The 26,652-nt window shown below is 70.8% G+C and carries 29 protein-coding genes; 9 read left to right on the top strand and 20 right to left on the bottom strand.

Going from position 1 to position 26,652, the window contains the following annotated elements; genetic code table 11:
* Position 1: 1 nt before the first annotated feature.
* The 7 genes from OG207_RS36000 to OG207_RS35970 all read right to left on the bottom strand — a co-directional run bounded on the left by OG207_RS36000 (position 2) and on the right by OG207_RS35970 (position 6,421).
* Positions 2–1,675, bottom strand: a complete 1,674-nt coding sequence (locus tag OG207_RS36000; protein WP_329104612.1) for an alpha/beta hydrolase — start codon at positions 1,673–1,675, stop codon at positions 2–4.
* A gap of 181 nt (positions 1,676–1,856) precedes the next feature.
* Positions 1,857–2,672, bottom strand: a complete 816-nt coding sequence (locus tag OG207_RS35995) for an urease accessory protein UreD (RefSeq protein WP_329104610.1) — start codon at positions 2,670–2,672, stop codon at positions 1,857–1,859.
* Positions 2,669–3,364: an urease accessory protein UreG gene (gene ureG / locus OG207_RS35990; protein WP_301372643.1), complete on the bottom strand. Its 696-nt coding sequence runs from the start codon at positions 3,362–3,364 to the stop codon at positions 2,669–2,671. The genes OG207_RS35995 and ureG overlap by 4 nt, the downstream gene beginning before the upstream one ends.
* Before the next feature lie 21 nt (positions 3,365–3,385).
* A complete protein-coding gene (locus OG207_RS35985) occupies positions 3,386–4,060 on the bottom strand; it encodes an urease accessory protein UreF (protein ID WP_329104607.1) in 675 nt (224 codons plus the stop codon).
* A 16-nt stretch (positions 4,061–4,076) separates the two neighbouring features.
* Positions 4,077–5,798: an urease subunit alpha gene (locus tag OG207_RS35980; protein WP_329104605.1), complete on the bottom strand. Its 1,722-nt coding sequence runs from the start codon at positions 5,796–5,798 to the stop codon at positions 4,077–4,079.
* Positions 5,791–6,102: an urease subunit beta gene (locus OG207_RS35975; RefSeq protein ID WP_329104603.1), complete on the bottom strand. Its 312-nt coding sequence runs from the start codon at positions 6,100–6,102 to the stop codon at positions 5,791–5,793. Before OG207_RS35975 ends, OG207_RS35980 begins: the two co-directional genes overlap by 8 nt.
* Before the next feature lie 16 nt (positions 6,103–6,118).
* Positions 6,119–6,421, bottom strand: coding sequence for an urease subunit gamma (locus OG207_RS35970; protein WP_030011137.1), 303 nt, complete (start codon positions 6,419–6,421; stop codon positions 6,119–6,121).
* A gap of 312 nt (positions 6,422–6,733) precedes the next feature.
* On the opposite strand from OG207_RS35970, the gene OG207_RS35965 reads away from it, so the two are divergent.
* Positions 6,734–7,126 (top strand): VOC family protein, encoded by a 393-nt coding sequence (locus OG207_RS35965; protein WP_329104601.1) that lies wholly within the window; start codon positions 6,734–6,736, stop codon positions 7,124–7,126.
* Between the two features lie 63 nt (positions 7,127–7,189).
* Here the strand turns inward: OG207_RS35965 and OG207_RS35960 are convergent, their stop codons facing one another.
* Complete coding sequence (locus OG207_RS35960) at positions 7,190–7,639, bottom strand: ATP-binding protein (protein WP_329104599.1); 450 nt, start codon at positions 7,637–7,639, stop codon at positions 7,190–7,192.
* 197 nt (positions 7,640–7,836) lie between these two features.
* On the opposite strand from OG207_RS35960, the gene OG207_RS35955 reads away from it, so the two are divergent.
* Together OG207_RS35955 and OG207_RS35950 are read left to right on the top strand one after the other, a co-directional pair.
* Entirely contained in the window at positions 7,837–8,721 is an 885-nt protein-coding gene (locus tag OG207_RS35955; protein WP_329104597.1) for a helix-turn-helix domain-containing protein, read from the top strand.
* A 12-nt stretch (positions 8,722–8,733) separates the two neighbouring features.
* A complete protein-coding gene (locus tag OG207_RS35950) occupies positions 8,734–8,955 on the top strand; it encodes a DUF397 domain-containing protein (RefSeq protein ID WP_266599078.1) in 222 nt (73 codons plus the stop codon).
* Between the two features lie 80 nt (positions 8,956–9,035).
* Here the strand turns inward: OG207_RS35950 and OG207_RS35945 are convergent, their stop codons facing one another.
* Complete coding sequence (locus tag OG207_RS35945; RefSeq protein WP_329104594.1) at positions 9,036–10,217, bottom strand: 8-amino-7-oxononanoate synthase; 1,182 nt, start codon at positions 10,215–10,217, stop codon at positions 9,036–9,038.
* Between the two features lie 157 nt (positions 10,218–10,374).
* Here OG207_RS35945 and bioB point away from each other — a divergent pair, with 157 nt between their 5' ends.
* From bioB to bioD, 3 genes are read left to right on the top strand one after another with little or no spacing between them, the layout of a single operon-like run.
* A complete protein-coding gene (bioB, locus tag OG207_RS35940) occupies positions 10,375–11,622 on the top strand; it encodes a biotin synthase BioB (RefSeq protein ID WP_329104592.1) in 1,248 nt (415 codons plus the stop codon).
* A complete protein-coding gene (locus tag OG207_RS35935; RefSeq protein WP_329104590.1) occupies positions 11,615–12,937 on the top strand; it encodes an adenosylmethionine--8-amino-7-oxononanoate transaminase in 1,323 nt (440 codons plus the stop codon). Before bioB ends, OG207_RS35935 begins: the two co-directional genes overlap by 8 nt.
* A gap of 1 nt (position 12,938) precedes the next feature.
* Positions 12,939–13,703, top strand: coding sequence for a dethiobiotin synthase (gene bioD / locus OG207_RS35930; protein WP_329104588.1), 765 nt, complete (start codon positions 12,939–12,941; stop codon positions 13,701–13,703).
* 115 nt (positions 13,704–13,818) lie between these two features.
* On the opposite strand, the gene OG207_RS35925 is transcribed toward bioD, so the two are convergent.
* Positions 13,819–14,241: a GNAT family N-acetyltransferase gene (locus OG207_RS35925; RefSeq protein WP_329104586.1), complete on the bottom strand. Its 423-nt coding sequence runs from the start codon at positions 14,239–14,241 to the stop codon at positions 13,819–13,821.
* Positions 14,242–14,447: 206 nt separating this feature from the next.
* Here OG207_RS35925 and OG207_RS35920 point away from each other — a divergent pair, with 206 nt between their 5' ends.
* The 3 genes from OG207_RS35920 to OG207_RS35910 all read left to right on the top strand — a co-directional run bounded on the left by OG207_RS35920 (position 14,448) and on the right by OG207_RS35910 (position 17,652).
* Complete coding sequence (locus tag OG207_RS35920; protein WP_329104585.1) at positions 14,448–15,782, top strand: hemolysin family protein; 1,335 nt, start codon at positions 14,448–14,450, stop codon at positions 15,780–15,782.
* Entirely contained in the window at positions 15,779–16,804 is a 1,026-nt protein-coding gene (locus tag OG207_RS35915; protein WP_329104582.1) for a hemolysin family protein, read from the top strand. Before OG207_RS35920 ends, OG207_RS35915 begins: the two co-directional genes overlap by 4 nt.
* Positions 16,805–16,869: 65 nt before the next feature.
* Positions 16,870–17,652, top strand: coding sequence for an SGNH/GDSL hydrolase family protein (locus OG207_RS35910; RefSeq protein ID WP_329104579.1), 783 nt, complete (start codon positions 16,870–16,872; stop codon positions 17,650–17,652).
* Positions 17,653–17,800: 148 nt separating this feature from the next.
* Here the strand turns inward: OG207_RS35910 and OG207_RS35905 are convergent, their stop codons facing one another.
* The 10 genes from OG207_RS35905 to OG207_RS35860 form a co-directional block, all read right to left on the bottom strand.
* Positions 17,801–18,991, bottom strand: a complete 1,191-nt coding sequence (locus OG207_RS35905) for a site-specific integrase (protein ID WP_329104577.1) — start codon at positions 18,989–18,991, stop codon at positions 17,801–17,803.
* A gap of 419 nt (positions 18,992–19,410) precedes the next feature.
* On the bottom strand, positions 19,411–21,060 hold the full coding sequence (locus OG207_RS35900; RefSeq protein ID WP_329104575.1) for a terminase: 1,650 nt from the start codon (positions 21,058–21,060) through the stop codon (positions 19,411–19,413).
* Entirely contained in the window at positions 21,041–21,523 is a 483-nt protein-coding gene (locus OG207_RS35895; RefSeq protein WP_329104573.1) for a phage terminase small subunit, read from the bottom strand. Before OG207_RS35895 ends, OG207_RS35900 begins: the two co-directional genes overlap by 20 nt.
* A 377-nt stretch (positions 21,524–21,900) precedes the next feature.
* Positions 21,901–22,728: a hypothetical protein gene (locus tag OG207_RS35890; RefSeq protein WP_329104571.1), complete on the bottom strand. Its 828-nt coding sequence runs from the start codon at positions 22,726–22,728 to the stop codon at positions 21,901–21,903.
* The gene (locus tag OG207_RS35885) at positions 22,728–23,306 is read right to left on the bottom strand and encodes a hypothetical protein (protein WP_329104569.1); all 579 of its coding nucleotides are present in this window, start codon (positions 23,304–23,306) and stop codon (positions 22,728–22,730) included. Before OG207_RS35885 ends, OG207_RS35890 begins: the two co-directional genes overlap by 1 nt.
* 193 nt (positions 23,307–23,499) lie before the next feature.
* A complete protein-coding gene (locus OG207_RS35880; RefSeq protein WP_329104567.1) occupies positions 23,500–23,658 on the bottom strand; it encodes a hypothetical protein in 159 nt (52 codons plus the stop codon).
* A gap of 295 nt (positions 23,659–23,953) precedes the next feature.
* Positions 23,954–25,447 (bottom strand): DNA primase family protein, encoded by a 1,494-nt coding sequence (locus OG207_RS35875; RefSeq protein WP_329104565.1) that lies wholly within the window; start codon positions 25,445–25,447, stop codon positions 23,954–23,956.
* Positions 25,444–25,920, bottom strand: coding sequence for a hypothetical protein (locus tag OG207_RS35870; protein ID WP_329104563.1), 477 nt, complete (start codon positions 25,918–25,920; stop codon positions 25,444–25,446). The genes OG207_RS35875 and OG207_RS35870 overlap by 4 nt, the downstream gene beginning before the upstream one ends.
* On the bottom strand, positions 25,917–26,141 hold the full coding sequence (locus tag OG207_RS35865) for a DNA-binding protein (protein ID WP_329104561.1): 225 nt from the start codon (positions 26,139–26,141) through the stop codon (positions 25,917–25,919). Before OG207_RS35865 ends, OG207_RS35870 begins: the two co-directional genes overlap by 4 nt.
* Positions 26,131–26,352: a helix-turn-helix domain-containing protein gene (locus tag OG207_RS35860; protein WP_266784819.1), complete on the bottom strand. Its 222-nt coding sequence runs from the start codon at positions 26,350–26,352 to the stop codon at positions 26,131–26,133. The genes OG207_RS35865 and OG207_RS35860 overlap by 11 nt, the downstream gene beginning before the upstream one ends.
* Positions 26,353–26,652 lie beyond the last annotated feature (300 nt).

The raw sequence follows: 26,652 nt of genomic DNA, 5'->3' as shown, positions 1-26,652 counted from the left end.
CTTAACGGACGGCGGGGAGCTCCTCCGGCGCCGGGAAGACCGAGGACTCGGCCGGCGCGTCGGACGACAGGGACTTCGCCGCGGCCGGGGCCGGGGCCACGGGGGTGGCGTGCGGGGCGCACGTCACGTCCTTGGCGTCGACCTTGCCGGTGAGCAGGTAGGCGTCCACCCGGGTGTTGATGCAGGGGTTCACCAGGCTGGTGACACCGTGCGAGCCCGCGCTCTTCTCGGTGATCAGCCGCGAACCGGCGAGGCTACGGTGCAGTTCGACCGCGCCCTTGTACGGCGTGGCCGCGTCGCGCTCGGACTGGACGATCAGCACGGGCGGCAGCCCGCGCTTGGCGCCGACCGCGATCGGGGTGCTCTGCTTGGCCTTCCAGGTCGCGCAGGGGAGGTTCATCCACGCGTTGGACCAGGTCAGGAACGGGTACTTCTGGTGCAGCTTGCTGTTGTCCCGGTCCCACTTGGACCAGCTGGTGGGCCACTTCGCGTCGGCGCACTCGACTGCGGTGTAGACGGCGTTGCTGTTCTCCGACGCCGCGTTGCCCTTGGTGTCCGTCATGTCCGGGGCGATGGCGTCGACGAGCGCCTGCTCGTCACCGGCCTCGTACGCGGCCCAGGTCTTGGCGACGGGCACCCAGGAGGAGTCGTAGTACGGGGCGCCCTGGAAGAAGCCGATGAGCTCGGCCGGGCCGACGATCCCGCCGAGCGGGTTGGCCTTGGCCTTGGCGCGCAGCTTCTGGTAGCGGGCCTCGACCTTGGCACGGGTGTCGCCGAGGTGGAAGGCGGCGTCGTTCTTGGCGACCCAGTCCTGCCAGTCGTTCCAGCGCATCTGGAAGGCGACGTCCTGGCCGAGGTTGGCCTCGTACCAGATGTTGTCCTGCGACGGGTCCACCACGCTGTCGACGATCATGCGGCGCACGTGGGTCGGGAAGAGGGTCGCGTAGACCCCGCCCAGGTAGGTGCCGTAGGAGACGCCGAGGTAGTTGAGCTTCTTCTCGCCGAGGCCGGCCCGGACCACGTCCAGGTCGCGCGCGGTGTTCGGCGTGGTCATGTGCGGCAGCATCTCGCCGCTGCGCTCCTTGCAGCCGTCCGCGTACTCGGCGGCGAGCTTGCGCTGGGCGCGCTTGTCGGCCTCGCTGCTCGGGACCGGGTCGGCCTTGGGGGCCTTGACGAACTCCTGCGGGTCGGTGCAGGAGATCGGCGCCGAGTGGCCGACGCCGCGGGGGTCGAAGCCCACGAAGTCGTAGGCCTTGGAGGCGTTGACCCACAGCGGGCTCTTGGTGGTGACACGGCGCGGGAAGCGCATGCCGGAACCACCGGGGCCGCCGGGGTTGTAGACGAGCGCGCCCTGGCGCTCCTCCTTCGTCCCCGTGCTGCCGATGCGGTCGACGGCGATGTCGATGGTCTTGCCGTACGGCTTCGCGTAGTCGAGCGGGACCTTCACCCATCCGCACTGGATGGGCTTCTCGAGGCCCCAGTCCGCCGGGCAGTCCTTCCAGTCGATCCCGGCGCGGGCGGCGCGGGCGGCGGCGATCTGGACGCCCCGCGCCTCCGGCACCCTGCCGTCGCTGCCGGTGGAGGCTGCTGCGGCCGGCGGGGCCAGCAGCAGGCTCGCCGCGAGCGCGCCGGTGATCAGTGTGGCGGCGCTCCCCAGCGCCGCGTTGCGTATCACGTGGTTGTTCCCCCTGCATCAGGTACGGCCGTGGGCGGCCGAGTTGGTCGTTTCGGTCGTCGGCGTGTAGGGGGATCCTGTCGCCTGATCGGGATCCGGCGACAGGGCCGGATCGACTTCTTTGCCAACCCGATAACCGGAAAGGCGTGTACCGCTGAGCGGTGCCTGATGCGTCCCGCTTTCACCACCCGTACGTACGGCAGGCCTCGTCGAGGAGCTCGCGCACGAGCAGGGCGTCGGCGGCCAGGGCCGTCACCAGGACCGCCGGGCCGGCCAGCGGCGTCACCGCGGCGAACTCCCCCAGGACCGCGGCTGCGGGCGGTTCCTCGGCGAAGGCGGGGTCCACGACGAGGAGTTGACCGAGCGCCCGGTACCCGGCCAGGCCCGCCGGGCCGTCCCAGCCGCCGGGCGCGCCGGGCCCGCAGGCGAGCTCCTGGTCCAGCAGCGGCCGGCCGCCGCGCTCGACGGTGACGCGGCTGCGCAGCAGGCCCGGAACCTCCCCGGTGCGGCCCAGCACCTGCTCCTCGCGCAGCACCAGCCGTGCCGTGGGGGCGAGTCGGACCCGGGTGTGCACCCTCAGGTCGCTGCCGCGCACCGAGACCAGCGGCTCGGGCAGCCACCGCACCGACGCCCCCTCCCCCACGTCGAGGTGCACGTCGTAGCGTGCGGGCTCGCCGGACCGGCCGGGCAGGGCCAGGGTGGCCGCCGCCGAGGCGAGGTCGAGCTGTGCTCCGGGTCCGGCGGTGGCCTCGATGGTGAGGTGGTCCCCGCCGAGCGGGGCGCTCATCGCGCCGACCAGCATGACCCCGGCCTCGGTGCCCGACGAGGAGCGCGTGCGGCGCAGCGCGAGCGGCCCTTCGCCGGCGAGCAGCGGCAGGGCGGTGCCGCCCCGCCCGTCGGCCACGGCGTGGATGCGGGCCGTGGCCCGCAGGCCCGCCGGGGGCGTCGGCGGCGTCGAGGGGGCCGGGGCCGTGCCGGTGGCGCTCGTACCGCTCACCGCGAGGACCAGGCGGCGATCCGCTCGCGCACCCAGGCGGCCACCGGACCGACCCCCTCGGGGCCGCGCAGCGACTGGAAGGCGACGGGGAGTTCGCCGCGCTGTGCGGCGGCGTCGCGGGCCATCCGGTCGAGGTCGGAGCCGACGTGGGGGGCGAGATCGGTCTTGTTGACGACGAGGAGGTCCGCGGTGGTGACTCCGGGGCCGCCCTTGCGGGGGATGTCGTCGCCGCCGGCCACGTCGATGACGAAGATCTGGGCGTCGACGAGTCCGCGGGAGAAGGTGGCGGTGAGGTTGTCCCCGCCGGACTCGACGAGGATCAGGTCCAGTCGGCCGTTCTCCCGGAAGGCGTCCTCCAGTTCCTCCACGGCCTCCAGGTTGGCGGAGATGTCGTCGCGGATGGCGGTGTGCGGACAGGCCCCGGTCTCGACCGCGGTGATCCGCTCGGGCGGCAGGACGGCCTCGCGGAGCAGGAACTCGGCGTCCTCGCGCGTGTAGATGTCGTTGGTGACGACGGCCATGGACAGTTCGGTGCGCAGGGCGCGGCACAGGGCGGCGACGGTGGCGGTCTTGCCGGAGCCGACGGGGCCGCCGAGTCCGATGCGCAGGGCCCGCCGGGTGCCGTCGGGCCGCAGGGGGTCGGCGCTGTGGGTGTGCCGGTGGGGATAGGTGACGGCGTGGTCGAGGTGCATGGGGGGTGTCTCCTTCAGGGGTCAGGAAGCGAAGAGCCGGACCGGCCAGTCGGCATGTACCTCCGCCGAGATGTCCAGCAGCGGCGAGGAGGCCGCGGGCAGTGCGTCGGTGCCTCGTGAGCGGGCCCGCAGCGCGGCCCGCTCCGCCCGGGCCGCGACGGCGTCGAGATCGGGGGCGAGCCGGGCCAGCACCCCACTCGCCTCGAAGGGGTCCAGGCCGAGCAGCCGTACGGTCGCGGTGGCGGGTCCGCCGACGCTCTCGTACGCCGCCACGTGCGCCGCGTCGCCCGGCCCGAGCCCGGCCGCGCGGGCGGTGACGCCGAGCACCACGGGTTGGTGGGCCCCGCGCGGGAACGCGGCGGCCAGGGCCTCCAGTTCGGCGGAGGGCCAGGTGGCCCGGGCGGCGCGCAGTAGTTGGCGCCCGAGCCGCCGGGCCGCGGTGCGCAGCGCCGGCGACGGGGTGCGGGCGTCGGCGGCGGCGTCGAGCACGGCCGGGTCGAGCCCGAGGGCGGCGGGCGCCGCGAGGGCGGCGGCGGTGAGGCCGGCGGTGTGCAGCCGACCCCGGCAGAACTCCTCCAGGGTGGTGGCGTCATGGATCCGGCCCGCCTTGCAGGCGGCCTCGGCCCCGCCGGAGTGGGCGTGCCCCCCGGCGGGGAAGCGGCCGTCGGCGAGGACGAGCAGCGCGGCGCGGCTCATCGGCAAGGACCTCTTCTCAGAACAGGAAGTAGCGCTGGGCCATGGGCAGTTCCGCCGCGGGTGCCGGTTCCACGGCCTCCCCGTCGATGGAGACCGTGAAGGTGTCGGCGTCGACCTCGACCCTCGGCATGGCGTCGTTGCCCCGCATGTCGGCCTTGGTCACCTTGCGGGTGCTCTCGATGGCGACGAACTGCTTGCCCAGTCCGAGGCGTTCGGGCAGTCCGTCGTCGAGCGCGGCCTGGGCGGTGAAGTTCAGGGAGTTGAGTCCGGGCGCGCGACCGTGGCCGCCGAACATGGGCCGGGGCAGGACGGGCTGCGGGGTGGGGATGGAGGCGTTGGCGTCGCCCATCTGCGCGTGGGCGATCTGGCCGCCCTTGATGACGAGTTCGGGCTTGACCCCGAAGAAGGCCGGGTTCCACAGCACCAGGTCCGCGAGTTTGCCGGTCTCGACCGAGCCGATCTCGCGGGCGAGCCCCTGGGCCACTGCGGGGTTGATCGTGTACTTGGCGACGTAGCGGCGGGCCCGGTGGTTGTCGGCGGGTCCGTCGCCGGGAAGGAAGCCGCGCCGCTTCTTCATCACGTGGGCGGTCTGCCAGGTGCGCAGCACGACCTCGCCGACCCGGCCCATGGCCTGGGAGTCGGAGGAGATGATGGAGATGGCTCCGAGGTCGTGGAGGACGTCCTCGGCGGCGATGGTCGAGGGCCGGATCCGTGATTCGGCGAAGGCGAGGTCCTCGGGGACGGCAGGGTTGAGGTGGTGGCAGACCATCAGCATGTCGAGGTGTTCCTCGACGGTGTTGACGGTGTGCGGCCGGGTGGGGTTGGTGGAACTGGGCAGTATGTTCGGCTCGGAGACCACCGTGATGATGTCGGGCGCGTGCCCTCCGCCCGCGCCCTCGGTGTGGTACGAGTGGATGGTCCGCCCGGCGATCGCGGCGAGGGTGTCGGCGACGAAACCGGCCTCGTTGAGCGTGTCGGTGTGGATGGCGACCTGGACGCCGGTCTCCTCGCACACCGAGAGGCAGGCGTCGATGACCGCGGGGGTGGCCCCCCAGTCTTCGTGGATCTTGAATCCAAGGGCGCCGCCGCGCAATTGGGAGTGCATCCCCTCGCGGGACATGGTGTTGCCCTTGCCGAGCAGGCCGATGTTGACCGGGTAGGCCTCCAGGGCCGCGAACATCCTGGCCAGGTGCCAGGGCCCGGGGGTGACGGTGGTGGCCTTGGTCCCCTCGGCCGGTCCGGTGCCGCCGCCGACGAGGGTGGTGATCCCGGAGGCGAGCGCCTCCTCGATGACCGTCGGGGAGATGAAGTGCACGTGGGCGTCGATGGCACCGGCGGTGACGATCTTCCCGTTGCCGGCGATGATCTCGGTCTCGGGACCGATGACCAGTGCGGGGTCGACACCGTCCATGGTGTCGGGGTTGCCGGCCTTGCCGATGCCGCAGATACGGCCGTCGCGGATGCCGAGGTCGGCCTTGACGATGCCCCAGTGGTCGAGGACGACGACCCCGGTGATCACGGTGTCGGGGGCACCCTCGGCCCGGGTGGTGCGGGCCTGCCCCATGGACTCGCGGATCACCTTGCCGCCGCCGAACACGGCCTCGTCGCCGGCCCGCCCGGGGCCGCCGCTGAGGTCCTGCTCGATCTCGACGAAGAGGTCGGTGTCGGCGAGCCGGATCCGGTCACCGGCGGTCGGTCCGAAGAGGTCGGCGTACACCTGGCGGGAGAGCTCAGCCATCGAGCGGCCCTCCGGTCTCGCCGCGCAGCCCGGGTACGGTGCGCAGGCCCCCCAGCGGTACGAGTTCCACCGCGACCGGGATGCCCGGTTCGAAGCGGACGGCCGTCCCGGCGGCGACGTTGAGCCGGAGTCCGCGGGCGGCGGTGCGGTCGAAGTCGAGACCGGGGTTGGCCTCGGCGAAGTGGTAGTGGGATCCGACCTGGACCGGCCGGTCGGCGGAGTTGAGCACGGTGAGACGGGTGACGGGGCGGCCCTCGTTGAGGGGTACCGGGCCGTCCCCGTAGGCGATTTCGCCGGGGATCATGCGGGGGTACTCCGTTTCAGACGATCGGGTCGTGGACCGTGACGAGTTTGGTGCCGTCCGGGAAGGTCGCTTCGACCTGGACGTCGTGGATCATCTCGGGGATCCCCTCCATGACCTCCTCGCGGGTCAGGACGGTGCGGCCCGAGGCCATCAGCTCGGCGACGGTCCGGCCGTCGCGGGCCCCTTCCAGGAGGTGCGACGTGATCAGCGCGATCGCCTCGGGATGGTTGAGGCGGACCCCGCGCGCCCTCCGCTTCTCGGCCACGTCGGCGGCCACGTGGATGAGCAGTCTCTCCTGCTCGTGCGGTGTCAGTTGCACTCGTATCACCAAGCTTCCGGGACAAGATCAACAAGAGGCGGGGCGACCCTACCGACCTTCAACACTCTGTTGACCTGCGCATATCCGAACCAAGCGTCTCTTGCCCAACACAGGGAAAGGCTTTCCGCGCCGACCACCGTCGCTTTACCGGATCATGGGTGATCATTGGCGGTCGAACGTGGCCGCCACGCTAAGCGCTGCGCTTTTCCGCTGCGTTAACCCACGTTTCGGGCAGGTACCCGGTTCAACCCCGGTACCCCAAAGCCACGATTCCGTATACGGCTCCGCACGCGGTCCCCATCGAGGAGACAGATGTTCGTCAACCCCGTCCGACACATCACCTTCGACGCCCTCGACCCCTACCGGGTCGCCGAGTTCTGGTCCGCGGTGACCGGATTCACGATGCATCCCGATGACGTGGAGGGGGGCGACGAGGCCCTGCTGGAGCCCGGGCAGCCCGGCGTACCGGGGCTGCTGTTCATCCGGGTCCCGGACGGCAAGTCGGTCAAGAACCGGGTCCACCTGGACATCCGGCCGTCGACCGGCACCCGGGACGAGACCGTCGAGCGCCTGATCGGGCTCGGCGCGAGGCTCGTGGACGACCGTCGCGCCGAGGACGGCGTCGCGGGCTGGGTCGTGCTCGCCGACCCGGAAGGCAACGAGCTGTGCATCGAGCGCAGCGCGGGCGAACGCGGCCCCGCCTGAGCGGACCCCGGACCCCGGGTCCGGGGTCCGGGGTCCGGGGTCCGGGGTCCGGGGTCCGGCAGGTCAGTAGCCGGTGGCGCTCCGCGCCGGGGCTCCGACGCTCCAGGGCAGTGCGATCCACACCGTCTTGCCCCCGTCTTCGGTCGGGGTGACCGAGAGCCGGCCGCCCGCCTCCGCCGTCAGCCAGCGGATGATGACCATGCCCCGGCCGTTGTCCTGCTGGACGGCGGCCGGGAGCCGCTTGGGCCAGCGCGGGTGGCTGTCCGTCACCCCGACGCGCAACCACTCCTGGCGCTCCAGCCGGACGCCCACGGTGAAGGTAGGTGACTGGCCGAAAGTGTGCTGTACGGCGTTGGTGGCGAGCTCCGAGACGATCAGCCGGACGCTGTCGGCGATGTCGGCGTCATCGGGGAGTCCCCACTCGCTCAGCACCTCCGCGACGTAGCGTCGGGCAGTGGCGACCGAGGCGGGATCGCTCGGCAGAGTGACGGATGCTTCCTGGTGATCTGCCATGGCGACGGTCCCTTTCCCACCGGGGCGAAAAGCCCCCGGATCTGTGCTGGACGCCAGAGTGCCACCGATCGGCCCGTCACATCTGCCTTTTCCCCAAGATATGCATATATCTGTCGCTCGATGCGGTGAACTCTGCTACGGAAGAGCTTATTTGAACGGCAAACTGGTGCGAGCTGTGCCGGTGGAAGGAGGCGGGTGTGCAACACGGTCCCGCGGTGCGCCGACGCAAGCTCGGCGAGGAACTGCGTGCCCTGCGCGACCGGTCCGGACTCACCAGTGGTGAGGCGGCCCGGATCATGGGATGGCACCAGTCGAAAATCAGCCGCATCGAGACGGGCCGCAGCGGCGTGAAACCGGAGGACATCCGGCTCCTCCTCGACGCCTACGGGGAGATCGTGAGCCCGGAGCAGCGCGCACTGCTGGAGGCGCTGTCGGCCTCGGCCGCCGGCTCCGGTTCGGCGGGCGACACCGGGCGCGGCCGCCAGTGGTGGCACGACTACCGGGGGCTGTTGCCCCAGGAATACCGGGACTTCATCAGCCTGGAGGCGGGGGCCAGGTCGGCCCGCACCGTGGAGCTGTCCGTGGTGCCCGGGCTGCTGCAGACCCCCGGGTACGCGCGGGCCGTGACCCGGGCCGCGCTGGGCGGGCTGCCGGAGCCGAAGGTGGACGCGCTGGTCGACGTACGGCTGGCCCGGCAATCGGTGCTGCGGGCCGATCCCCCGCTGGAGCTGAGCGCCGTACTGGACGAGGCGGTGCTGCGCCGGCAGATCGGCGGGCCCGGGGTGATGGCCGAGCAATTGCGGCACCTGGCGGAGGTGTCGGAGCTGCCTCAAGTACGCCTCCAAGTACTCCCGTTCAGCGTCGGAGGGCATCTCGGCCTGACCGGACCGTTCGTTATTTTTTCATTTCCGGACATCGCCGATCTGGATGTGGTGGTACTCGACCATTTGACGAGTAGCCTCTATCTGGAGCGGAAGGAAGACCTTGAGGCGTACGGCGCCGCGTTCCGCACCATCCAGGCGCACGCCCTCCCGCCCCAGGACTCGTCGGATCTCATCAGCTCACTCGCTGACGACGCGTAAGGAGGCACCCCCGTGTCCGCAACCCCCTTATCCAACAGCGGACTTCTGATCAGCGCGCGGTGGCGGCGGAGCAGCCGTAGCACCGGAATGAACAACTGTGTGGAAGCGGCCGTCCTGGACGGCGGTCTGCTGGCCGTCCGTGACTCCAAGCGGACGGACGGCCCGGCCGTGCTCTTCACCGGGCCCGCCTGGACCGGCTTCCTCGCCTCGGTAGGGGCTGACGCGCACGCATAAGCCCCGCCCGGAACCACTCGGGAACACCCGGCCCGGGGAAGGCCCAGGCCCGGGAATCCCCGGACCCCAGCCGATGTGCCCTACCGGCCCTGACCGTCCGTGGCTCCCGCGGGGGCGGTCGCCAGGATCGTCGCGACCGCCCGATCGATCTCGTCCCCCGTGAGATCGGCCCGGGCGGTCAACCTCAGCCGGGAGATGCCGTCCGGCACCGACGGCGGACGGAAGCACCCCACGGACAGACCTGCCTCGCGGCAGTCGGCGGCCCAGCGCAGTGCCGTCGACGCCGACGGGGCCCGTACCGACACCACGGCCGCGTCCGGCCGGGCCGCGGTCAGGCCGGACGCGGTGAGTCGCCCGTACAACTGGGCGGCCACCTCGCGGGCGCGGTGCGCGCGCTCCGGTTCCCGCTGGAGCAGGCGCAGGCTGGCCAGCGCCGCTCCGGCGGCCGCCGGAGCCAGTCCGGTGTCGAAGATGAAGGTGCGCGCGGTGTTGACCAGGTGCCTGATCACCTTGGCCGGGCCGAGCACGGCTCCGCCCTGGCTGCCCAGGGACTTCGAGAGGGTCAGGGTGGCGACCACGTACGGCGCGCCCGCGAGTCCGGCCGCGTGCAGTGCTCCGCGGCCGCCCTCGCCCAGCACGCCCAGCCCGTGGGCGTCGTCGACGACCAGGGCTGCGCCCTCGTCCCGGCAGGCGGCGGCGTGCGCGGCCAGCGGGGCGGCGTCCCCGTCGACGGAGAACACGGAGTCGCTGACCAGCAGCGCGCGGCCGTCGTGCGCGGCGAGCGTCTTGCGTGCGGTGTCCGGGTCGGCGTGCGGGACCACGGCCGTCTCGGCGCGCGAGAGCCGGCAGCCATCGACGATGGAGGCGTGGTTGCCGGCGTCGGACACGACCAGCGTGCCCCGGCCGCTGAGCGCGGTGACGGCGGCGAGGTTGGCCGCGTAGCCGGAGGACAGCACGAGCGCGGCCTCGAAACCGCAGAAGGCCGCGAGCTCCCGCTCCAGCTCGGTGTGGAGCTCGGTCGTACCCGTGACCAGCCGCGAACCGGTGGCTCCGGCGCCCCAGCGCGCGGCCGCCTCCTGCGCTCCCCGGACGGTCTCGGGGTGTCGGGACAGGCCGAGGTAGTCGTTGCTCGCGAGGTCCAGCAGCGGCGACACCTGCGGCCGGGGGCGCAGCGTGCGGACGAGGCCGGCCTCCTCCCGCGCGCGCTCCGCGTCGTCGATCCACGCGAAGACGTCCAGCGGTTCGGGAGTGAGCTCGGGCATCGGCACGTCCTCGTGTTTTGTCGGCAGTCCACAGACCTGCCCCGACCCTAGCTCGCGTGACCGCTGCGCCAGGTGTGGTGATACACACACACCCATCCGGCCATGTTGTGCGATCTCTCCTTGGCCGGGAGCGGGGGTGTGGTCCAGGATCGGGTCCATGGACCTGCTGAACACCCTGGTGGACAAGGGGCTGCGGCGCGAGCTGCCGACCCGCGAAGAAGCGCTCGCCGTACTGGCGACTTCTGACGACGAACTGCTCGACGTGGTGGCCGCGGCCGGCAAGGTGCGCCGCCAGTGGTTCGGCCGTCGGGTGAAGCTGAACTACCTGGTCAACCTGAAGTCGGGCCTGTGCCCGGAGGACTGCTCCTACTGTTCCCAGCGCCTGGGGTCGACGGCCGGCATCCTCAAGTACACGTGGCTGAAGCCGGAAGAGGCCTCCCAGGCCGCCGCCGCCGGTGTCGCGGGCGGCGCGAAGCGGGTCTGCCTGGTCGCGAGCGGCCGCGGGCCGACGGACCGGGACGTGGACCGCGTCGGCAAGACGATCGCGGCGATCAAGGAGCAGAACGAGGGCGTCGAGGTCTGCGCGTGCCTCGGCCTGCTCTCGGACGGCCAGGCCGAGCGGCTGCGGGACGCGGGCGCGGACGCCTACAACCACAACCTGAACACCTCCGAAGCGACGTACGGGCAGATCACCAAGACCCACACCTACGCGGACCGCGTCGACACCGTGCAGAAGGCGCACGGCGCCGGTCTGTCCGCGTGCTCGGGTCTGATCGCGGGCATGGGCGAGAGCGACGAGGACCTGGTCGACGTCGTCTTCTCGCTGCGCGAGCTCGACGCGGACTCGGTGCCGGTCAACTTCCTGATCCCGTTCGAGGGAACGCCGCTGGCGAAGGAATGGAACCTCACCCCGCAGCGCTGCCTGCGCATCCTGGCGATGGCGCGGTTCGTCTGCCCCGACGTCGAGGTCCGCCTCGCCGGCGGGCGCGAGGTGCACCTGCGCTCGATGCAGCCGCTGGCCCTGCACATCGTCAACTCGATCTTCCTCGGCGACTACCTGACCAGTGAGGGCCAGGCCGGCCAGGCCGACCTCGACATGATCGCGGACGCCGGTTTCGAGGTGGAGGGCGCCGGTACGTCGACCCTTCCCGCGCACCGCTCCGACGTCGCGGCCGCCGCCACCGGCGGGGGCTGCGGTTCGAGCGGCGGCGCCTCGCTCTGCGGTTCGAGCGCGCCGGCCGAGGGCGAGGCCGCGGGCTGCGGCTCTGCGTGCGGCGGTTGCTCCGGCCATGCGCCGGCGGACCGGACGCCCGCTCCGGTCCAGGCCGAGGCCGGCGAGGTCCGCCCGGAGCTGGTCGCGGTCCGCCGACGGGGCGCGGGGACGGACGTCGCGCCCAATGCCTGATCAGCGTGGACCGCTGTCGGCCGGCGCGGAACTGCTCGCGCTGGACCGGCAGCACGTCTGGCACCCGTACGGCCCGATGCCCGGGCGGCAGGAGCCGCTGATCATCGCCTCCGCCTCGGGGGTGCGGCTGCGGCTCGCCGACCCGTCCCAGGGGCACGGTCACGAAGAGCTGGTCGACGGAATGTCCTCCTGGTGGTCGGCGATCCACGGCTACAACCACCCGGTGCTCAACGAGGCCGCCACGGCGCAGCTGGGCCTGATGTCGCACGTGATGTTCGGCGGGCTCACCCACGAGCCCGCCGTCCGGCTCGCGGCCAAGCTCGTCGAGATCACCCCGCCGGGGCTGGAGCACGTCTTCCTCGCAGACTCGGGCTCGGTGTCCGTCGAAGTCGCGGTCAAGATGTGCCTGCAGTACTGGCGCTCGCTCGGGCACACGGGCAAGACCCGGCTGCTGACCTGGCGCGGCGGCTACCACGGGGACACCTGGCAGCCGATGGCGGTCTGCGACCCGGACGGCGGGATGCACGAGCTGTGGCAGGGTCACCTGCCGCGGCAGGTCTTCGCGGACGCGCCGCCCGCCGGTTTCGACGCGCCCGTGGACCCGGCGTACGCCGACCACCTGCGCGCCACGATCTCCGCTCACGCGGACGAGCTGGCCGCGGTCATCGTGGAGCCGGTGGTGCAGGGCGCCGGCGGCATGCGCTTCCACCACCCCGGCTACCTGCGGGTGCTGCGCGAGCTGTGCGACGAGTACGGGGTCCTGCTGATCCTGGACGAGATCGCCACGGGCTTCGGCCGTACGGGCGCGCTCTTCGCGGCCGACCATGCGGGGATCACCCCGGACGTGATGTGCCTGGGCAAGTCGCTGACCGGTGGTTACCTCACGCTGGCGGCCACCCTGTGCACGGAGCGGGTGGCGAGCGGCATCTCCCGGGGCGAGGTCCCGGTGCTGGCGCACGGGCCGACCTTCATGGGCAACCCGCTGGCCACGGCCGTGGCCCTGGCCTCCGTCGAGCTGTTGCTGGGCCAGGACTGGGCGACCGACGTCAAGCGGATCGAAGCGGGGCTGCGCGAGGGCCTGTCGGCCGCGACCGACATCCCCGGAGTGAAGGACGTACGCGTGCTGGGCGCCATCGGCGTGGTCCAGCTCGACCACGAGATCGACGTGGTGGCGGCCACCCGGGCGGCGGTGCGCGAGGGCGTGTGGGTGCGTCCGTTCCGGGACCTGATCTATGTGATGCCGCCGTTCGTGACCGGCGACGAGGACGTGGACCGGATCTGCCGTGCGGTGTGCGCGGCGGCGCAGGAAGGCTGAGATGTCCGTACTGATGGTGTCCGGGACGGGCACCGAGATCGGCAAGACGGTGGTCACGTCGGCGATCGCGGCCGCCGCGGTGGCCGCCGGCCGCTCGGTGGCGGTGCTCAAGCCCGCGCAGACGGGCGTCGGCCCGCTGGAGCCCGGGGACGCGGCGGAGGCGGTCCGGCTGGCCGGTCCCTCCGTCACGGCGGTGGAACTGGCCCGCTATCCGGAGCCCTTGGCCCCGGACACGGCGGCCCGCCGCTCGGGGCTGGCGACGCTGGCTCCGGCGCAGATCGCGGAGGCCGCGCAACGGCTCTCGCTGGACCACGACCTGGTCCTGGTGGAGGGTGCGGGCGGACTGCTCGTCCGGTTCGACGAGTCGGGGAACACCTTGGCCGACGCGGCCCGCCTGCTCGGCGCGCCGACGCTGATCGTCGCCCCGGCGGGTCTCGGCACGCTCAACTCCACCACCCTCACGGCGGAGGCCCTGCGGGCGCGGGAGCTGACCCCGCTGGGCGTGGTGGTCGGCAGCTGGCCGCAGAACCCGGACCTCGCGGCGCGCTGCAACCTGGCGGACCTCACGAAGTCCTCGGGCCTGCCGCTGCTGGGCGCCGTCCCGGAGGGCTCGGGGACCCTCGCGCCGGACCGGTTCCGCGCATCGGCCCCGTCCTGGCTGGCCCCGTCCCTATCGGGCACCTGGTCGGCGGAGTCCTTCCTGTCCACCTGGTCCCCGGCGCCCTTCACCCCCACCGGCGCCAACCCCAGCCCCGCCGGCGTTTGAGGCGCGGGGTCCGGGGCTGAGCCCCGAATCCTTGAGGCGCGGCCGCCCACCCACGGGCGGCCGCGCCCACCGGTGGAGCCACGGGCACCGGCAACGGCGGCGAGCCGAGCGGCGGCTAGCCGAGCGGCTTGGCCCAGCGCGTCCACTGCTCCTGGGGCCCATAGCCCACCGCGGCCCACATCCGGTGCGCCCGCTCGTTGCGATCGAGCACCATCGCGTCCCCGCGCCGCCCGCCGAGCGCCACGAACCGCTCCTCGGCGGCGGCCAGCAGGGCGGCCCCGATGCCCTGCCTCCGGTACCCGGGGTGCACGGCGAGCCGGTAGAGGTGACAGCGCCACCCGTCGAAACCGGCGATCACCGTGCCGACGAGTTCGCCCTCACGGTGCGCGAGCAGCAACGCCTCGGGGTCGCGGTCGTGCAGTCGCTCGACCCCGGCGAGATCGTCGCTGATACTCGTTCCCTCTGCGGCGGTCTTCCAGAAGGCCAGGACCGCACCCAGGTCGGCGGCCGACGCGGAGCCGATATGAAGATCAGTCATGGCCGAATCCCACCATCCGGCCGCGCTCCGCCAAAAGAATGATCCGTTCCCTTTGCTCTTCCTTTACCATGTGGTGAAAGGTCCCTCTTGAGTGAAAGGTGTGAGCGTCCGCCCATGGGCGAGCCTCCCAGTCCCCGACATACGCGTTCGCGACATCGCGCGGTACCCCTCCTCCTGGCCGATCATGGGACGGAGGTGATCGACCGATGACCGAGGTGCTCCTGCTCATCGTGGCACTGCTGCTCTGCCTTGCCTGCGGAGTCTTCGTCGCGGCCGAGTTCTCGCTCACCACCGTCGAGCGCAGCGAGCTCGAACGGGCCGTCGAGCGCGGCGAGCGCGGGGCCGACAGCGCCCTGGCCGCCGTCCGCACCCTGACGTTCCAGCTCTCCGGTGCCCAGCTCGGCATCACCGTCACCGGCCTGGTCATCGGCATGATCTCCAAGCCGTCGATCTCCGCCCTGCTCCAGGGCCCCTTCGAGGCCATGGGCCTGTCGGCCGGCGCCGCATCCTCCACCGCCCTGATCCTCGGCACCGCGATCTCGACCGTCTTCCTGATGGTCGTCGGCGAGCTGGTGCCCAAGAACTGGGCGATCTCCTCCCCGCTGGCGATCGCCAAACGGGTGGCGACCACGCAGCGGGTCTTCAGCCGGGCCTTCAGGCCCCTGATCGGCCACCTCAACACCACTGCGAACCATCTGGTGCGCCGTTTCGGGATGGAACCGGCCGAGGAGCTGGCCTCCGCGCGCACCCCGCAGGAACTGGTCGCGCTCGCGCGTCACTCCGCGAAGGCGGGCGCCCTGGAGAAGGACACGGCCGAGCTGTTCGTCCGGACCCTGAACCTCGCCGACCTGACCGCGGAGAACGTGATGACCCCGCGCGTGCAGGTGACCGCCCTCGACGTGCAGACCACCGCGGAGGACGTGGCCAACGCGACGCTGGCCACCGGCCTGTCCCGCTTCCCGGTCTACCGGGGCAGCCTCGACACGGTCGTCGGCATCGTCCACATCAAGGACGTACTGGCCCTGCCGGCCGCCGAGCGCCGCCGCCGTCCCGTGTCGCAGCTGCTGCGCGAGCCCCTCCTCGTACCGGAGTCGCTGACCGTGGACCGGCTGCTGGACCGGCTGTCCGGCAAGCAGACGATGGCCGTGGTCATCGACGAGTACGGCGGCACGGCCGGGGTGGCCACGCTGGAGGACATCGTCGAGGAGGTCGTCGGCGAGGTCCGTGACGAGCACGACCCGCACGAAACCCCGGACCTGGCCCCGGCCGGTACGGACGACTCCGGGCGCCTGCTCTACTCCGCTGACGGCGCGGCGCGCACCGACCAGCTCCGGCGGATCGGCCTGCACGTGCCGGACGGTCCCTACGAGACCCTGGCCGGCCTGATAGCGACCGTGCTCGGCCGGATTCCGGCGGTCGGCGACCGCATGGAACTGAACGGCTGGCAGCTCGACGTGGTGGACGCCGGCGGGCGCCGAGCCGCGCGGGTGCTGCTACACGCCCCGATCGAGCCCGCCACAGGAACGGAGGAGGCCCGATGACCGTCATCCAGCTGCTGATCGGCCTGGCGACCCTGGTCGTCAACGCCTTCTTCGTCGGCGCGGAGTTCGCGCTGATCTCGGTCCGGCGCAGCCAGATCGAACCGTACGCCGAGCAGGGCGACCGGCGGGCCCGCGCCGTCCTGTGGGGGCTGGAGCACGTGTCGGCGCTGATGGCGGCGGCCCAGCTGGGCATCACGCTGTGCACCCTGGTGCTGGGCGTGGTGGCCGAGCCGGCCATCGCCCATCTGCTGACCCCGTTGTTCGACCTCGTCGGGGTACCGGCGGGCCTGACCCACGCGATCTCCTTCGTGGTGGCGCTGGCCCTGGCGACGTACCTGCACATGCTCTTCGGCGAGATGCTGCCGAAGAACGTGGCGCTGTCCGAGCCCGTACGCACCGCCCTGCTGCTGGGGCCGCCGCTGGTGACCCTCACGCAGGTACTGCGACCGGTGATCTTCACGATCAACGCCTTCGCCAACACCCTGCTGCGGCTGCTGCGGGTGGAGGTCAAGGACGAGGTCGCGGCGACCTTCTCCGACGACGAGCTGGCGCGGATGGTCAAGGACTCCAGTGATGCGGGGCTCCTCGACGACCGGGCGAGCGAGCGCCTGCACGACGCGCTGGAACTGGGCCGGCGGCCCGTGACCGATGTGGTGCTGCCCGAGGACCAGGTGGTCCCGGCCCGGGAGGGGATCACTCCGGCCGGGCTGGAGCTGCTGTCGGCCGAGTCCGGGTACTCCCGGTTCCCGGTGGTCGACGCCCAGCACAAGATCCTGGGCTACCTGCACGTGAAGGACGTCCTGGACGTGGACGACGAGGAGCGGGACGAGCCCTTCCCGGTGACGGCGCTGCGGCCGATCGCCCAGGTGCGGGCGGAGACCCCGCTGGACGACGTGCTGACGGCCATGCGGCGCAGCCGTACGCACCTGGCGGCGGTCCTCGGGGCGGACGGAGCCATGACGGGCCTGGTGACGATGGAGGACGTGCTGCGGGAGCTCTTCGGCAGGCCCGCGCCCATGTGATCGTTCGAGGTGCGCGGTCCCCGGCCCTGCAAGGCCGGGGTACCGCGCGGTAACATCACTCCGCCATGGAGATGAATGCCTCGTACACCAGTTTCGTCGCGATCGGTGACTCCTTCACCGAGGGCATGTCCGACCTGCTTCCGGACGGCTCCTACCGCGGCTGGGCCGATCTGCTGGCCGCCCGCCTCGCCGCCCGGGAACCGGGCTTCCGGTACGCGAACCTCGCGGTCCGCGGCAAGCTGATCGGCCAGATCGCCGAGGACCAGGTCCCGGCCGCCGCCGCAATGGGGGCCGACGTGGTGACCCTGGTGGGCGGACTCAACGACGCCCTGCGCCCCAAGGTGGACATGGGCCGGGTCCGCGATCACCTGGAGTCGGCGGTGGAACTCCTCGCCCCCTCCTGCAAGCGCCTCGTCCTGATGCGCTCCCCGGGGCGCAACGGGCCGGTGATGGAACGCTTCCGGCCGCGCATGGAGGAGCTCTTCGCCACCATCGAGGAGCTCGCCGCCCGGCACGGCGCCGTGGTGGTCGACCTGTACGGGGCCTCCGTGCTCGCGGACCCCCGGATGTGGGACGTCGACCGGCTGCACCTGACCGCCGAGGGCCACCGCCGGGTGGCGGAGGCCGTCTGGCAGGCACTGGGCCTGCCCGCCGAACAGGACTGGCGCACCGAACTGCCCGCCGCCGCTCCCCCGGGCTGGACCGTACGCCGGGCCCAGGACCTGAGCTTCGCCCGGCAGCACCTGCTCCCCTGGATCGGCCGCCGCCTGACGGGCCGCTCCTCCGGGGACGGCCGCCCGGCCAAGCGCCCCGAGCTGCTGCCGTACGGGGACTCTCCGCTCTCGTAGCAAGGCACAATCCCGAGTGGTGGCCCTACCTGCGTAAACACACAGCGGTGGCCCAAGTAGAATCCCTCCACTGTTCTACTCAGAATGAGATCACCGCAGGTCAAAGCACAAGTCGCTGCGTCATTTCAAGATCGAATCTCACAATCTCTCACATGAGGGCTTTTTGATCTTCCCCGTGGAAGATGTCCAGAGCGGCTGCTGCACCCCTCATGTCCTCGGCTTCGATGGACACGTACTTGCGCTTGGTGAAGGCGGCGTTCGTGTGGCCGGCCCACGCGGCGAGGATGACGTCAGCAACCCCACTCAGGGCCAGAGCCTTCAACACCGAGTGCCGGGCGTCGTACAGGCGGACCTTGCGGAGGGCCAGGCCCGCCATCAGGTGATAGGCGTACTCCCGCAGCTGCCGCGTGTTCAGCGGGACGCCCATCTCGTTCGCGGTGACGAAGCCGGACTCGGTGTACGCCTCCCCCGCGGCCGCCTTTTCCTGTACCTGTCGCGCCTGCAGGGCCCTCAGCGCCTCCCAGGGACCGCGCGGCAGCGGGAGCATCCTCTCCCCCGAGGCCGTCTTGGTGTCCTTCTCGAGCACGCGGTGATTGCCGATCATCGTTCGCGTCTGCTTGATGGAGAGCAGGCCACCCTCGAGATCGACATCAACCCAGCGCACGCCGCACACTTCAGCGGGCCGAAGCCCCATCAGCGACAGCAGTAGCGGCGCGAAGAGACGGTCCTGGTGAACACCGCGGATGAACGTCTGGACCTCCGCCACCGTCCACGGCTTGGCCCTGTCGCGCTCTCGCTTGTCGGTCTTCTTGTCCGCGAGCGAAGGGCGTACCTCCGCTGCCACATTGACCGCGACCAGCTTGCGCACGACAGCCCGGGACAAGGCCCCCCGTAGCCGAGTCAGGACCCCCTCGACCGTGGACACCATCAGGCGCGTGCCCTTCTCTCCGCCCTTGCGGCGGCCGGCGGCGACCAGGCCGTCGACGAACTCCCGCACGTGGTCCTCGGTCAGCTCCTGAAGGCGGATGTGCCCGAGCTGGTCGTAGACGTGGACCAGGGCGAGCCGGTACGTGCGGATCGTCGTCTCCTCGACGTCGCGCCGCTTGTACTCCAGCCACTGGTCGAGCCATTCGGCCAGCGTGATCTTGTTGGGGACGATGAGCGTGCCTGCTGCACGGCCAGCCTGGATCCGGGCCCGCTCGTTCTTCACCTCCGTCTGGGTGTCCTTGGTGATGGTGAGCTGGATCCGCTTGCCGTTCTCGTCGTGGCCGGCGTCGACCACGGCCCGCCATCGGACCTTGCCGTTCCGCAGCGTGATCTTCTTGATGGGATCCGGCATAGCCGTGCTCCTTGCTCGTGGCCGCCACGCGGGGCGGGCGCCGTCGGTCCTGTGCGGGTGGTGGGTTGGACGTGCATATGGGGGGGGTGGCTCGGGTTGCGCTACAGCAGTCCGGGGTGGGGTTCCTGCGGCCGGCGGCGGCCGGGCTTCGGGGTGGCAGCTCGAGCGGCGTTGGCCTCGGCGGATGTCTTCACCCGGTGACACGGCGCACACACACCCTGCAGGGCCTCGAGCCGATGGTCGTCGGTCATCGCTTCAATATGGTCGGCGATCACGCTCGGGCGTACCCGACAGATCCGGCACTCCGGATCCCGGGCGAGAACCTGCGCCCGTATCTTCCGCCAGTTCGATGGCAGACGGCTCGCCCGCGAGGACGAACCCCAGTTGTGGGCCATAACGGCCCTCCTTCCATCGGGTAGTCAGCGCAGCACGATGACGCGGCCCTTGCCGGGGGCGCCGACTCCGGCCTTCTCCTTGCCGAGGCCCTTGGCCAGCGCGTCGACCCGGCACTGCCAGGCGAGCACCGCAGCCACGGCCGCGTCGATCTTCCGGGGTGAGTCGGGGTGTTCCTTGGCTATCTGCGCGCCGACGCGGGACTGGCGGCGCCTCGAATTCAGCACATGCCGGGTGAGCACGCTGGACCCGTCGTGCGTCAGCTCGTTCTCGACGACCGACGAGCGGAACTTCTCCAGTGCGCGGACGATGAGATGCGCCCGGCCGCCCGTCATCCACCATTCGATCGGGTGCTGCGCAGTGGCCTTCACCTTCAGCCGGCGACCATGCTTCGCCTCCCAGGTCGCCACGTGGGACTCCCACTTGGCCGGGTCGGCGTACATGCCCACCACCCGGTACCGCTTGAACGCGTCCTCGATGGTCGCCAGGACCTCGACGACAGGCACCTGCCATCCCTCGCCCTCGGGCCCGTCAGGCTGCTCCCAGCAGCCCAGCAGAAACAGGTGTCCGTCCGAGACGCGGCAGCCGACGAGAGCCGTAGCGTCGGTGACGCCCCGGGAGCGGCGACGAGACCCGTCGAAGCCGAGGACCACCGCCTCCCGCTCGCCGACGGTCTTCTCGACGTCCGCGACCGCGGCCCATTCGGGCTGCGTGATCCAGGAGTCGGAAGCGTGCGTGATCTGGCCGAGGTAGAAGCGGCGGGCGTCCTGCGGGTCTGTGTCCGGGTCCCACACCTCGGCCGCGATCCGGTCCAGGTTCACCCAGCCGCCGGCCTGCGCCGCCGAATCACCGTAGGCGTGCCGCAGACCAGCCATCAGCGAGTCCCGATCGGCCATGTCGGTTTCCGCGGGCGCCTCACGGTGGTCGTACAGCAGGCCCTCGTCGCGGGCGCGGCCCTCACGGATCCGCTTGAAGTACTCGGCCGAGGACTCCGCGACGCTCCCACCACCCGGAATGTAGGCGTTCGGAGACTCCACCGACGTGCCGGCCGTCTTGCCCAGGTTGCGGCGCAACGTGGCGGCCAGCTTCACGCCGCCGTTTGACTGGCGCCACTCCTCCGTCTGGTCCAGGACGCACCACACGGGCCGGTTGCCCTCCCGGGACGTGGCCGCGCTCGTCACGAACTCGATCCGGCCCTGCGGCAGGTTCACGAACGTGTCCAGCGGCTCGATACCCGGGTAGGCGTCCAGCGCCGGGCCCTCCCGCAGCATCTCCAGCAGCGGCGCCCAAGCATTCTTCGTCTGATCCTCGGACACAGCGGCTAGCTGCAGCCACGGTGTACGCAGCGTGGCCCACGGGCGGCCCACCGGCTCCCCGTGGGCGTCCCAGCCATCCGGGACGACGTCCGCCAGGGCCTCGGCGCACGTGAGGGCGGCCAGCAGCGGCGACTTGCCCCAGCCCTTCGGCCGCGACAGGACCGCCCTGCGGTAGCGGCGCTCCCCCGTCCTCGGGTCGATGGCGTACAGGTTCAGCACGAACTGCGCCTGCTCCCGCGTTAGCCGGAACGGCACATACTCGGAACGGTCCGGCGCGGCCAGGTAGGTGTGCATCCAGTTGATGACCTGGTATCCCAGGGTGGGCAGTTCGCCCTCGTATCTAGGCCCCCGCCACGGCATCCGCCCCACCCCCTGGCAGCACCTTCAGGTCGCCGAATTGGTCCTCGGCCGAGGCGCCGGCCGGACGCTTCAAGTCGGCCTCGTCCGCCTGGGCGAACTGCATCCGCAGTCGGGCGCGGTCCTCGGGGGTGGCGCCGAACTTGGCGACCCTCAGGCGGAGCTCGGCACCGGCGGTCGACTCACCGTTCCAGTGCCGGGCGTGCACCAGGGCCGTGTCCCGCAGGAACGACCAGTCGGTCGAGGTGAAGTGCTCGGCCTGCGGGCTGGCCTTCCACATCTCCCACCACTCCAACGTGGCCGTGGGCCACGGCACCTCGACCATCTCGTCGCCCTGGCGGGCGCGCAGCGGCGGCAGTTCGGGCGGCTCGGCCTGCTCGAAGCGGAGCACCGTCTGCTGGTGACCGTCCTTGCGGTGGCCGGCGCGGCGCCGGGGGTCCTTCGGGGCGGGTCCACGACCAGCCATGGCGTTCCTCCTAGCTCGGGTGTCGAGGCGCCCCCCGGCGCCTCGGTGTCACGGCTACAGCTCTCTGACCTGCGGTGATGTAGACGACCGGCGCGGGCCCCGGATGAGTGGTCTAGGCCTCTCGACAAAGCCGCAGGTCAAGGCCATGTCGAAAGCCCCAGACCTGGGCAGCGGGACAGCATGAACACGGCTCCGATGGGGGCAGGCCGCCCGGGGGTGTCCCTCCCAGGTGGCCTTGGTTGCCCCGGCCGGAGCGGTGAGGCTCCGGCCGGGGCGTCGGCGCTGGTGCGGCTCTGAGAGGTAGCCGGCTCCGCACCATCGGTTCGACGCTCGTCGAGAGATCACGATGTCGATGCCGTTGACGCCGAGTTCGTGGGTCACGCGCTGAGCACCTGCGTGACGTAGGCCTCGGCGGTCCGAGGGGAGAGGGCCGACCGGCGGGCGTGGCCTGCGTCCCGCCACAGCTCCACCTGGACGCTGCGTTCCCTCACTTCACCGGGCGTTGCGAGGCTGAGCGTGAGCTGGTCCTGGCGCACGAGGTACACCCAGCGTGCGACGGGCTGGGCACGCAGGTCCCGCCAGGCGTACAGGACTGGAGCCATGTCCTGCCAGTCACCGTTCATGACGGCCTGCACGGTGGGCTGAGGGAAGTGGGCCACCGCGAACAGGGCGTTGTCCCGGCCTCCGTCACCGCCTGCCACAGCAGCGATGTCGGACCTGTCGCTCACCAGCTGCTCCAGCTGGACAGCTGCTCCCTCGGCCTTGGTGTACGCGGCCGAGTGGACTGGGTTGTTCCAGTCGATGCGCCCGGGGTCGAGCATGCTGATGTCCTGGGGCAGCTTGGCCGCGGCCTTGGCCACGACTGCCACGAGGGTGCCGAACTCCTTGTCGAGACCTGCCACCCATTTCGGCACGGCGGCCATGGCCTCGTCGACGAACCGCTGGTCGGCTTCCTCGGCGAACAGGTCGGCCGCACGGCGGGTGACGTCGGCGAGCCGGAGCGCTTCGGCGTGCTGCTGGATGACAGCTGCCGCCTCGGCCGCGGTTTCGGGCAGGGCCGGCCGCTCAGGATCGGGGGTTCGGGCGGTGTCGAACACGGCGGTCCGCAGGCGGCGGGCTTCGTACACGTCCTCGGGGACAGACAGCTTGCGGCGTTCGGCGGCGAGGACGGCCCGCTCGGCTTCGCTGACGGTTGCTCTGGCCATCACGCCGCCTCCAGGTCCTGGCTGGCGAGCGCCTCGATCGTGCCGGAGTTCGCGTCATGCAGGATGCCTGGGGCGGACACCACATGCAGGAACGAGTGCTGGATGCCCCAGTTGCTGACAGCGTCGGTGTCGGGCAGCTCGTTGTACTCCTGGACGTGGCTACGGAACGAGGGGTTCGCCTGGGCGTAGCTGTCGAGGACGTCGGACCATCCCCAGTCGGCGGCCCGCTCGGCGATGGCCTGGGCCATGGTGCGGTCGCCCTGTCGGAGGGCGGTCTGCATCTGCTCGGCGGCGATGCGCGGGTTGTCGATCTGGCCGGCGCGGTCGTTGGCGTCGCGGCGGGCGATGACGGTCTGCGCGTCGGCTGCGTTCTCGCGTCCGAACATCTTCCGGTGGAGCTGCTCGCGGCGGTCCTCGATCGCCTTGATCTCGCTCAGCCGGATCTGCTCGAGGGCGCCCTGGGTCTCCTTGTAGGCCTTGGCGGCCATGACCCGCTTGGCGTTGGTGCTGTACGTCCGGCTGTTCTCGATGCGCTCGAGCTTGCGGTGGTAGTTGTCGAGGAGCTGGTCGCGGTTCATGAGAGGGTCCCTTCGGTGGCTTGGGGGTGGGGCTGGTAGGCGTCGCAGACGGGGATGTGTGCGTCGACGCAGGGGCTGCGCTTGTCGGTGTGGAGGCGGGCGCCGCAGCCGAGCATGCAGAGCCGGTATCGGCCGCGTCGGACCGCTGTACCGCAGGCCTCGCACAGGAGCGGCACTCGCCTGCGCGGCCGGGTCACCGCTGGTCCTTGTTCCATCGGCGCAGCTTGGCGGTGTGCCGGGCCTCCAGGCCGCTGAGCCGGGCTTCGGCGAGTTCCTGGCGTGCGCGCTTCTTTGCTGCCGTCTTTCGCCGGGCTGCGTCTATACGCTCCTGCACTAGATCGTTCACGTTCATGAGGGCTTCCAACGGGGTGAGTGGGTGTCTGGGTCGGTTCGAAGGCTTCTCGAAGGCTTCGAAGGGATGGTTCGGCTATCCCTTCGGGTGTCTGACCTGGGGTTTCGAAGGCTTCGAAGGGATCGAAGGGATTCGAGTGGGGTCGGGCCCCTATAGGCCATACGAGAGAGGCCGCTTTCCTCATATGCGCGGAGCCTCATGTACTTCCCTTCGATCCCTTCGAAGTGCAGGTCAGACCCTTCGTGGATTCCTTCGGTTTCCCTTCGGAGAAGCCTTCGGATCCCTTCGGGGCGGGCTAGAACGACGAGGCGAGTTGGAGGCCAAAGATCACCGACCTTCGGTTGACCGGGTGGTTACCTCGGGCGTAGCCCTTCTCTTGCAGGGCGTCGCCGAAGGCTCGGATGCTCATCTCGCGGATGGAGCCGTCCTGGCACCAGCGCTTGTAGCTGGCGAAGAGAACACCGGTCTCGGTGTATGCGGTCGGGTCGGCCGGTTTGGTCCAGTCATCGCGCCACATCAGAAGCGGATCGGACTTGGCCAGGTGCTCCTTGGTCTTCTCCTGGACGGCGGTCGGTACGGCCAAGCCTGACTTCTGCCAGTCGAGACAGCCCTGGATGGCCCAGTTGAGAACGCCTGAAGATTCGGCGGCCAGGATCTTCTCGTCGTACTTCTTGATGCGCTTTTCGGGCGGGACGATGACGTCCCAGCCGATGTCTTGGAGTCGACGCGCGATGCCGTGGCCGCCGCCGACGGTGGGCAGATAGTTGGTGACCAGGTGGATCTTTCCGACGGGCCGAAAGTCGAAGAACTCCTTGTTCAGGAAGCGGGCGCTGACGGTGTCCTCGCCGGTCAGCTGCTTCACCAACTCGTCGTCGAGCCTCTTGCCGGCCGAAGTTTCGGTCGTCGACAGCAGGCGCTTGCCCATCATCCGAGCGACGTCATTGGGGATCCCTTCGTTCTGCTTGGCCATGAGCGTGGAACGCGGGACGGACTGGGCGTAGTCGCCAAAGATCTCGGTGATGACCCGCATGAAGACGCCCTTGCCGTTCTGGCCGTCTCCGTGGTGGATGAACATCACCTGCTCTTCGGTGGAGCCTGTGAGGGTGTAGCCGACGACGCGGGCCAGGTAGGCGCGCCGTTCCTCGTCGGGCATGACCGAGGCCAAGAACTCGTCCCACATGGGGGCCTTAGCGTCCGGGTCAAACCGGATGGGTGACTGCTGCATGAGAAACAGGCCGGGCTCGTGGTCCAGCAGCTTCCCCGTGCGCAGGTCGACCACACCGTTGCCGACGTTGAGGAGCATCTCGTGCCGGTCGAAGTCGTTCATGGAGCAGTGCAGCGCTGGGTGCCCTTGGGCGATCTCGCGCATGGCGGCGAGCTTGGCCCGCATGCGCTGCGAGCTGGCCCACTGCAGGAACTTCTCGCGAGGTGACGGCAGCGCCTCACCTTTGGGTCCGACCCCGGCGAGGTTGCTGTATGTCGTGGCCTCGGTGGTCGGCAGTGCGTCGATGGTGCGGATGACGCGCTGCCAGACCCGCGTGGCGCCGCCCTTGAAGCTCCAGCGGCCGTCTTCGTAGGTGACCCACTGTTCAGCGTCGACGGTGAAACGGACCTCAGCGCCGTAGTGGTCGACGAGCCGTTCGGCGTTGCCGATGTCGTCGTAGGTGCGACGCGGGAACCGAAGGTCTCGCGCCAGGACCACGAAAGACTCGTCGGCGGGATCCTCCAGGGGCTCTTCTTCGGGGGCGTATTCGTCGACCGGCGCCGGCCGCAGTGCTGCCTCGGTCACGCGGCCTCCCTCCTCTCGTCGATGTAGGTCAGGTAGGTGCCGGGGGCGCCGGGTACCTGGATGGGCGGCCATCCGGGGGTGGCCTTTAGCTGGTGCGGCGGCTTCGGCCTGCGGAGCTCGGCGAGTTCGACGGCTGTGCGGCCCCCCGAGACGTATCCGCGGCTGCTCGCGTCGCGGAACCACTGGAGCAGGGCCTCCTCGTCGCCGTACTTCCGCCACTTCTCGGCGGCGTCGAGGGCGGCGGCCAGGCGCCGCGGGTCGTCCGGCCGGAGGGCCCGCCATGCGCGCGAGGCGTAGGGCGGGAATTCGTCGGCGTAGTAAGCGGTGCGGGCTTCGGCCCAGAGGGCGACGAACTCGTCGGGGGTGATGTGCGGCCCGTCCTGCGATACCGTGGCGGCAGTCGACCCGCCAGCCGCGGAGACTTCCAGGGAAGGGCCTGTTACCCGCAGGCCCTTCTTTGCGTCATGGGTCATGCGATCGCTCGCTCCTCCCCGGACAGCAGACGAATGAGGTCCGCGGTGATGACGACGTAGCGGCGCTCTCCGACCGCAAGGGTCTTGACGGGCGAGTCGCCTCGCTTGATGCGCTCGTACAGGAAGGTCTTGCTACAGCCGAGGGCGTCGGCGGCCTCCACCACGCTGATCGTGGCGGGCCAGCTGCGGACGTCGGCGAGGGTGGGGCGCTTAGGCGGCATGGGCTTCCTCTTCGGTGAGGAGGTCGTCAACCGGCCGGCCGAGGGTGTCGGCGATCGAGGCCAGGACGGTGATGGGTGGGGTGACGCGCCCGAGCTCGTACTCGTGGATGCTGTATGCCGATCGGCCCACGCTGATGGCGAGTTGTTCTGGGGAGATGCCTGCCAGCCTGCGTGCTTCGCGGAGGCGGCGGCCGGAGAAGTACCGAGCCATGGAAGGTCCCTGGAAAACACGAACGCCGAGCATGTGGGCGACTCGTCTTGAGTCACGCACTGCCCGGCGCCTTGGGAACCTCCTGGGTGGCACCGCTGGCCTTACTCGACAGGGGTTCTCCACCGGGGTGAACTCGCCTGCCGCCTGGGGCTAGCAGCTCGACATTCTCTGTCGATTGCCGGGCAGCGTACTACGGGTGATCGGCTACGTAAAGAGTCGATGATCGAACGCACGTTGCGGCCGGGGCTGTCTGGGCCGCCTCGATGTGCTGTCAGATGGGTGTCAGGCCGGGTGTCAGAG

Source organism: Streptomyces sp. NBC_01439 (assembly GCF_036227605.1).
In the GTDB taxonomy this organism is placed as follows: Bacteria; Actinomycetota; Actinomycetes; order Streptomycetales; family Streptomycetaceae; genus Streptomyces.
Note: the sequence above shows the minus strand (reverse complement) of the source record. Positions and strands in the feature narration are given on the sequence as shown.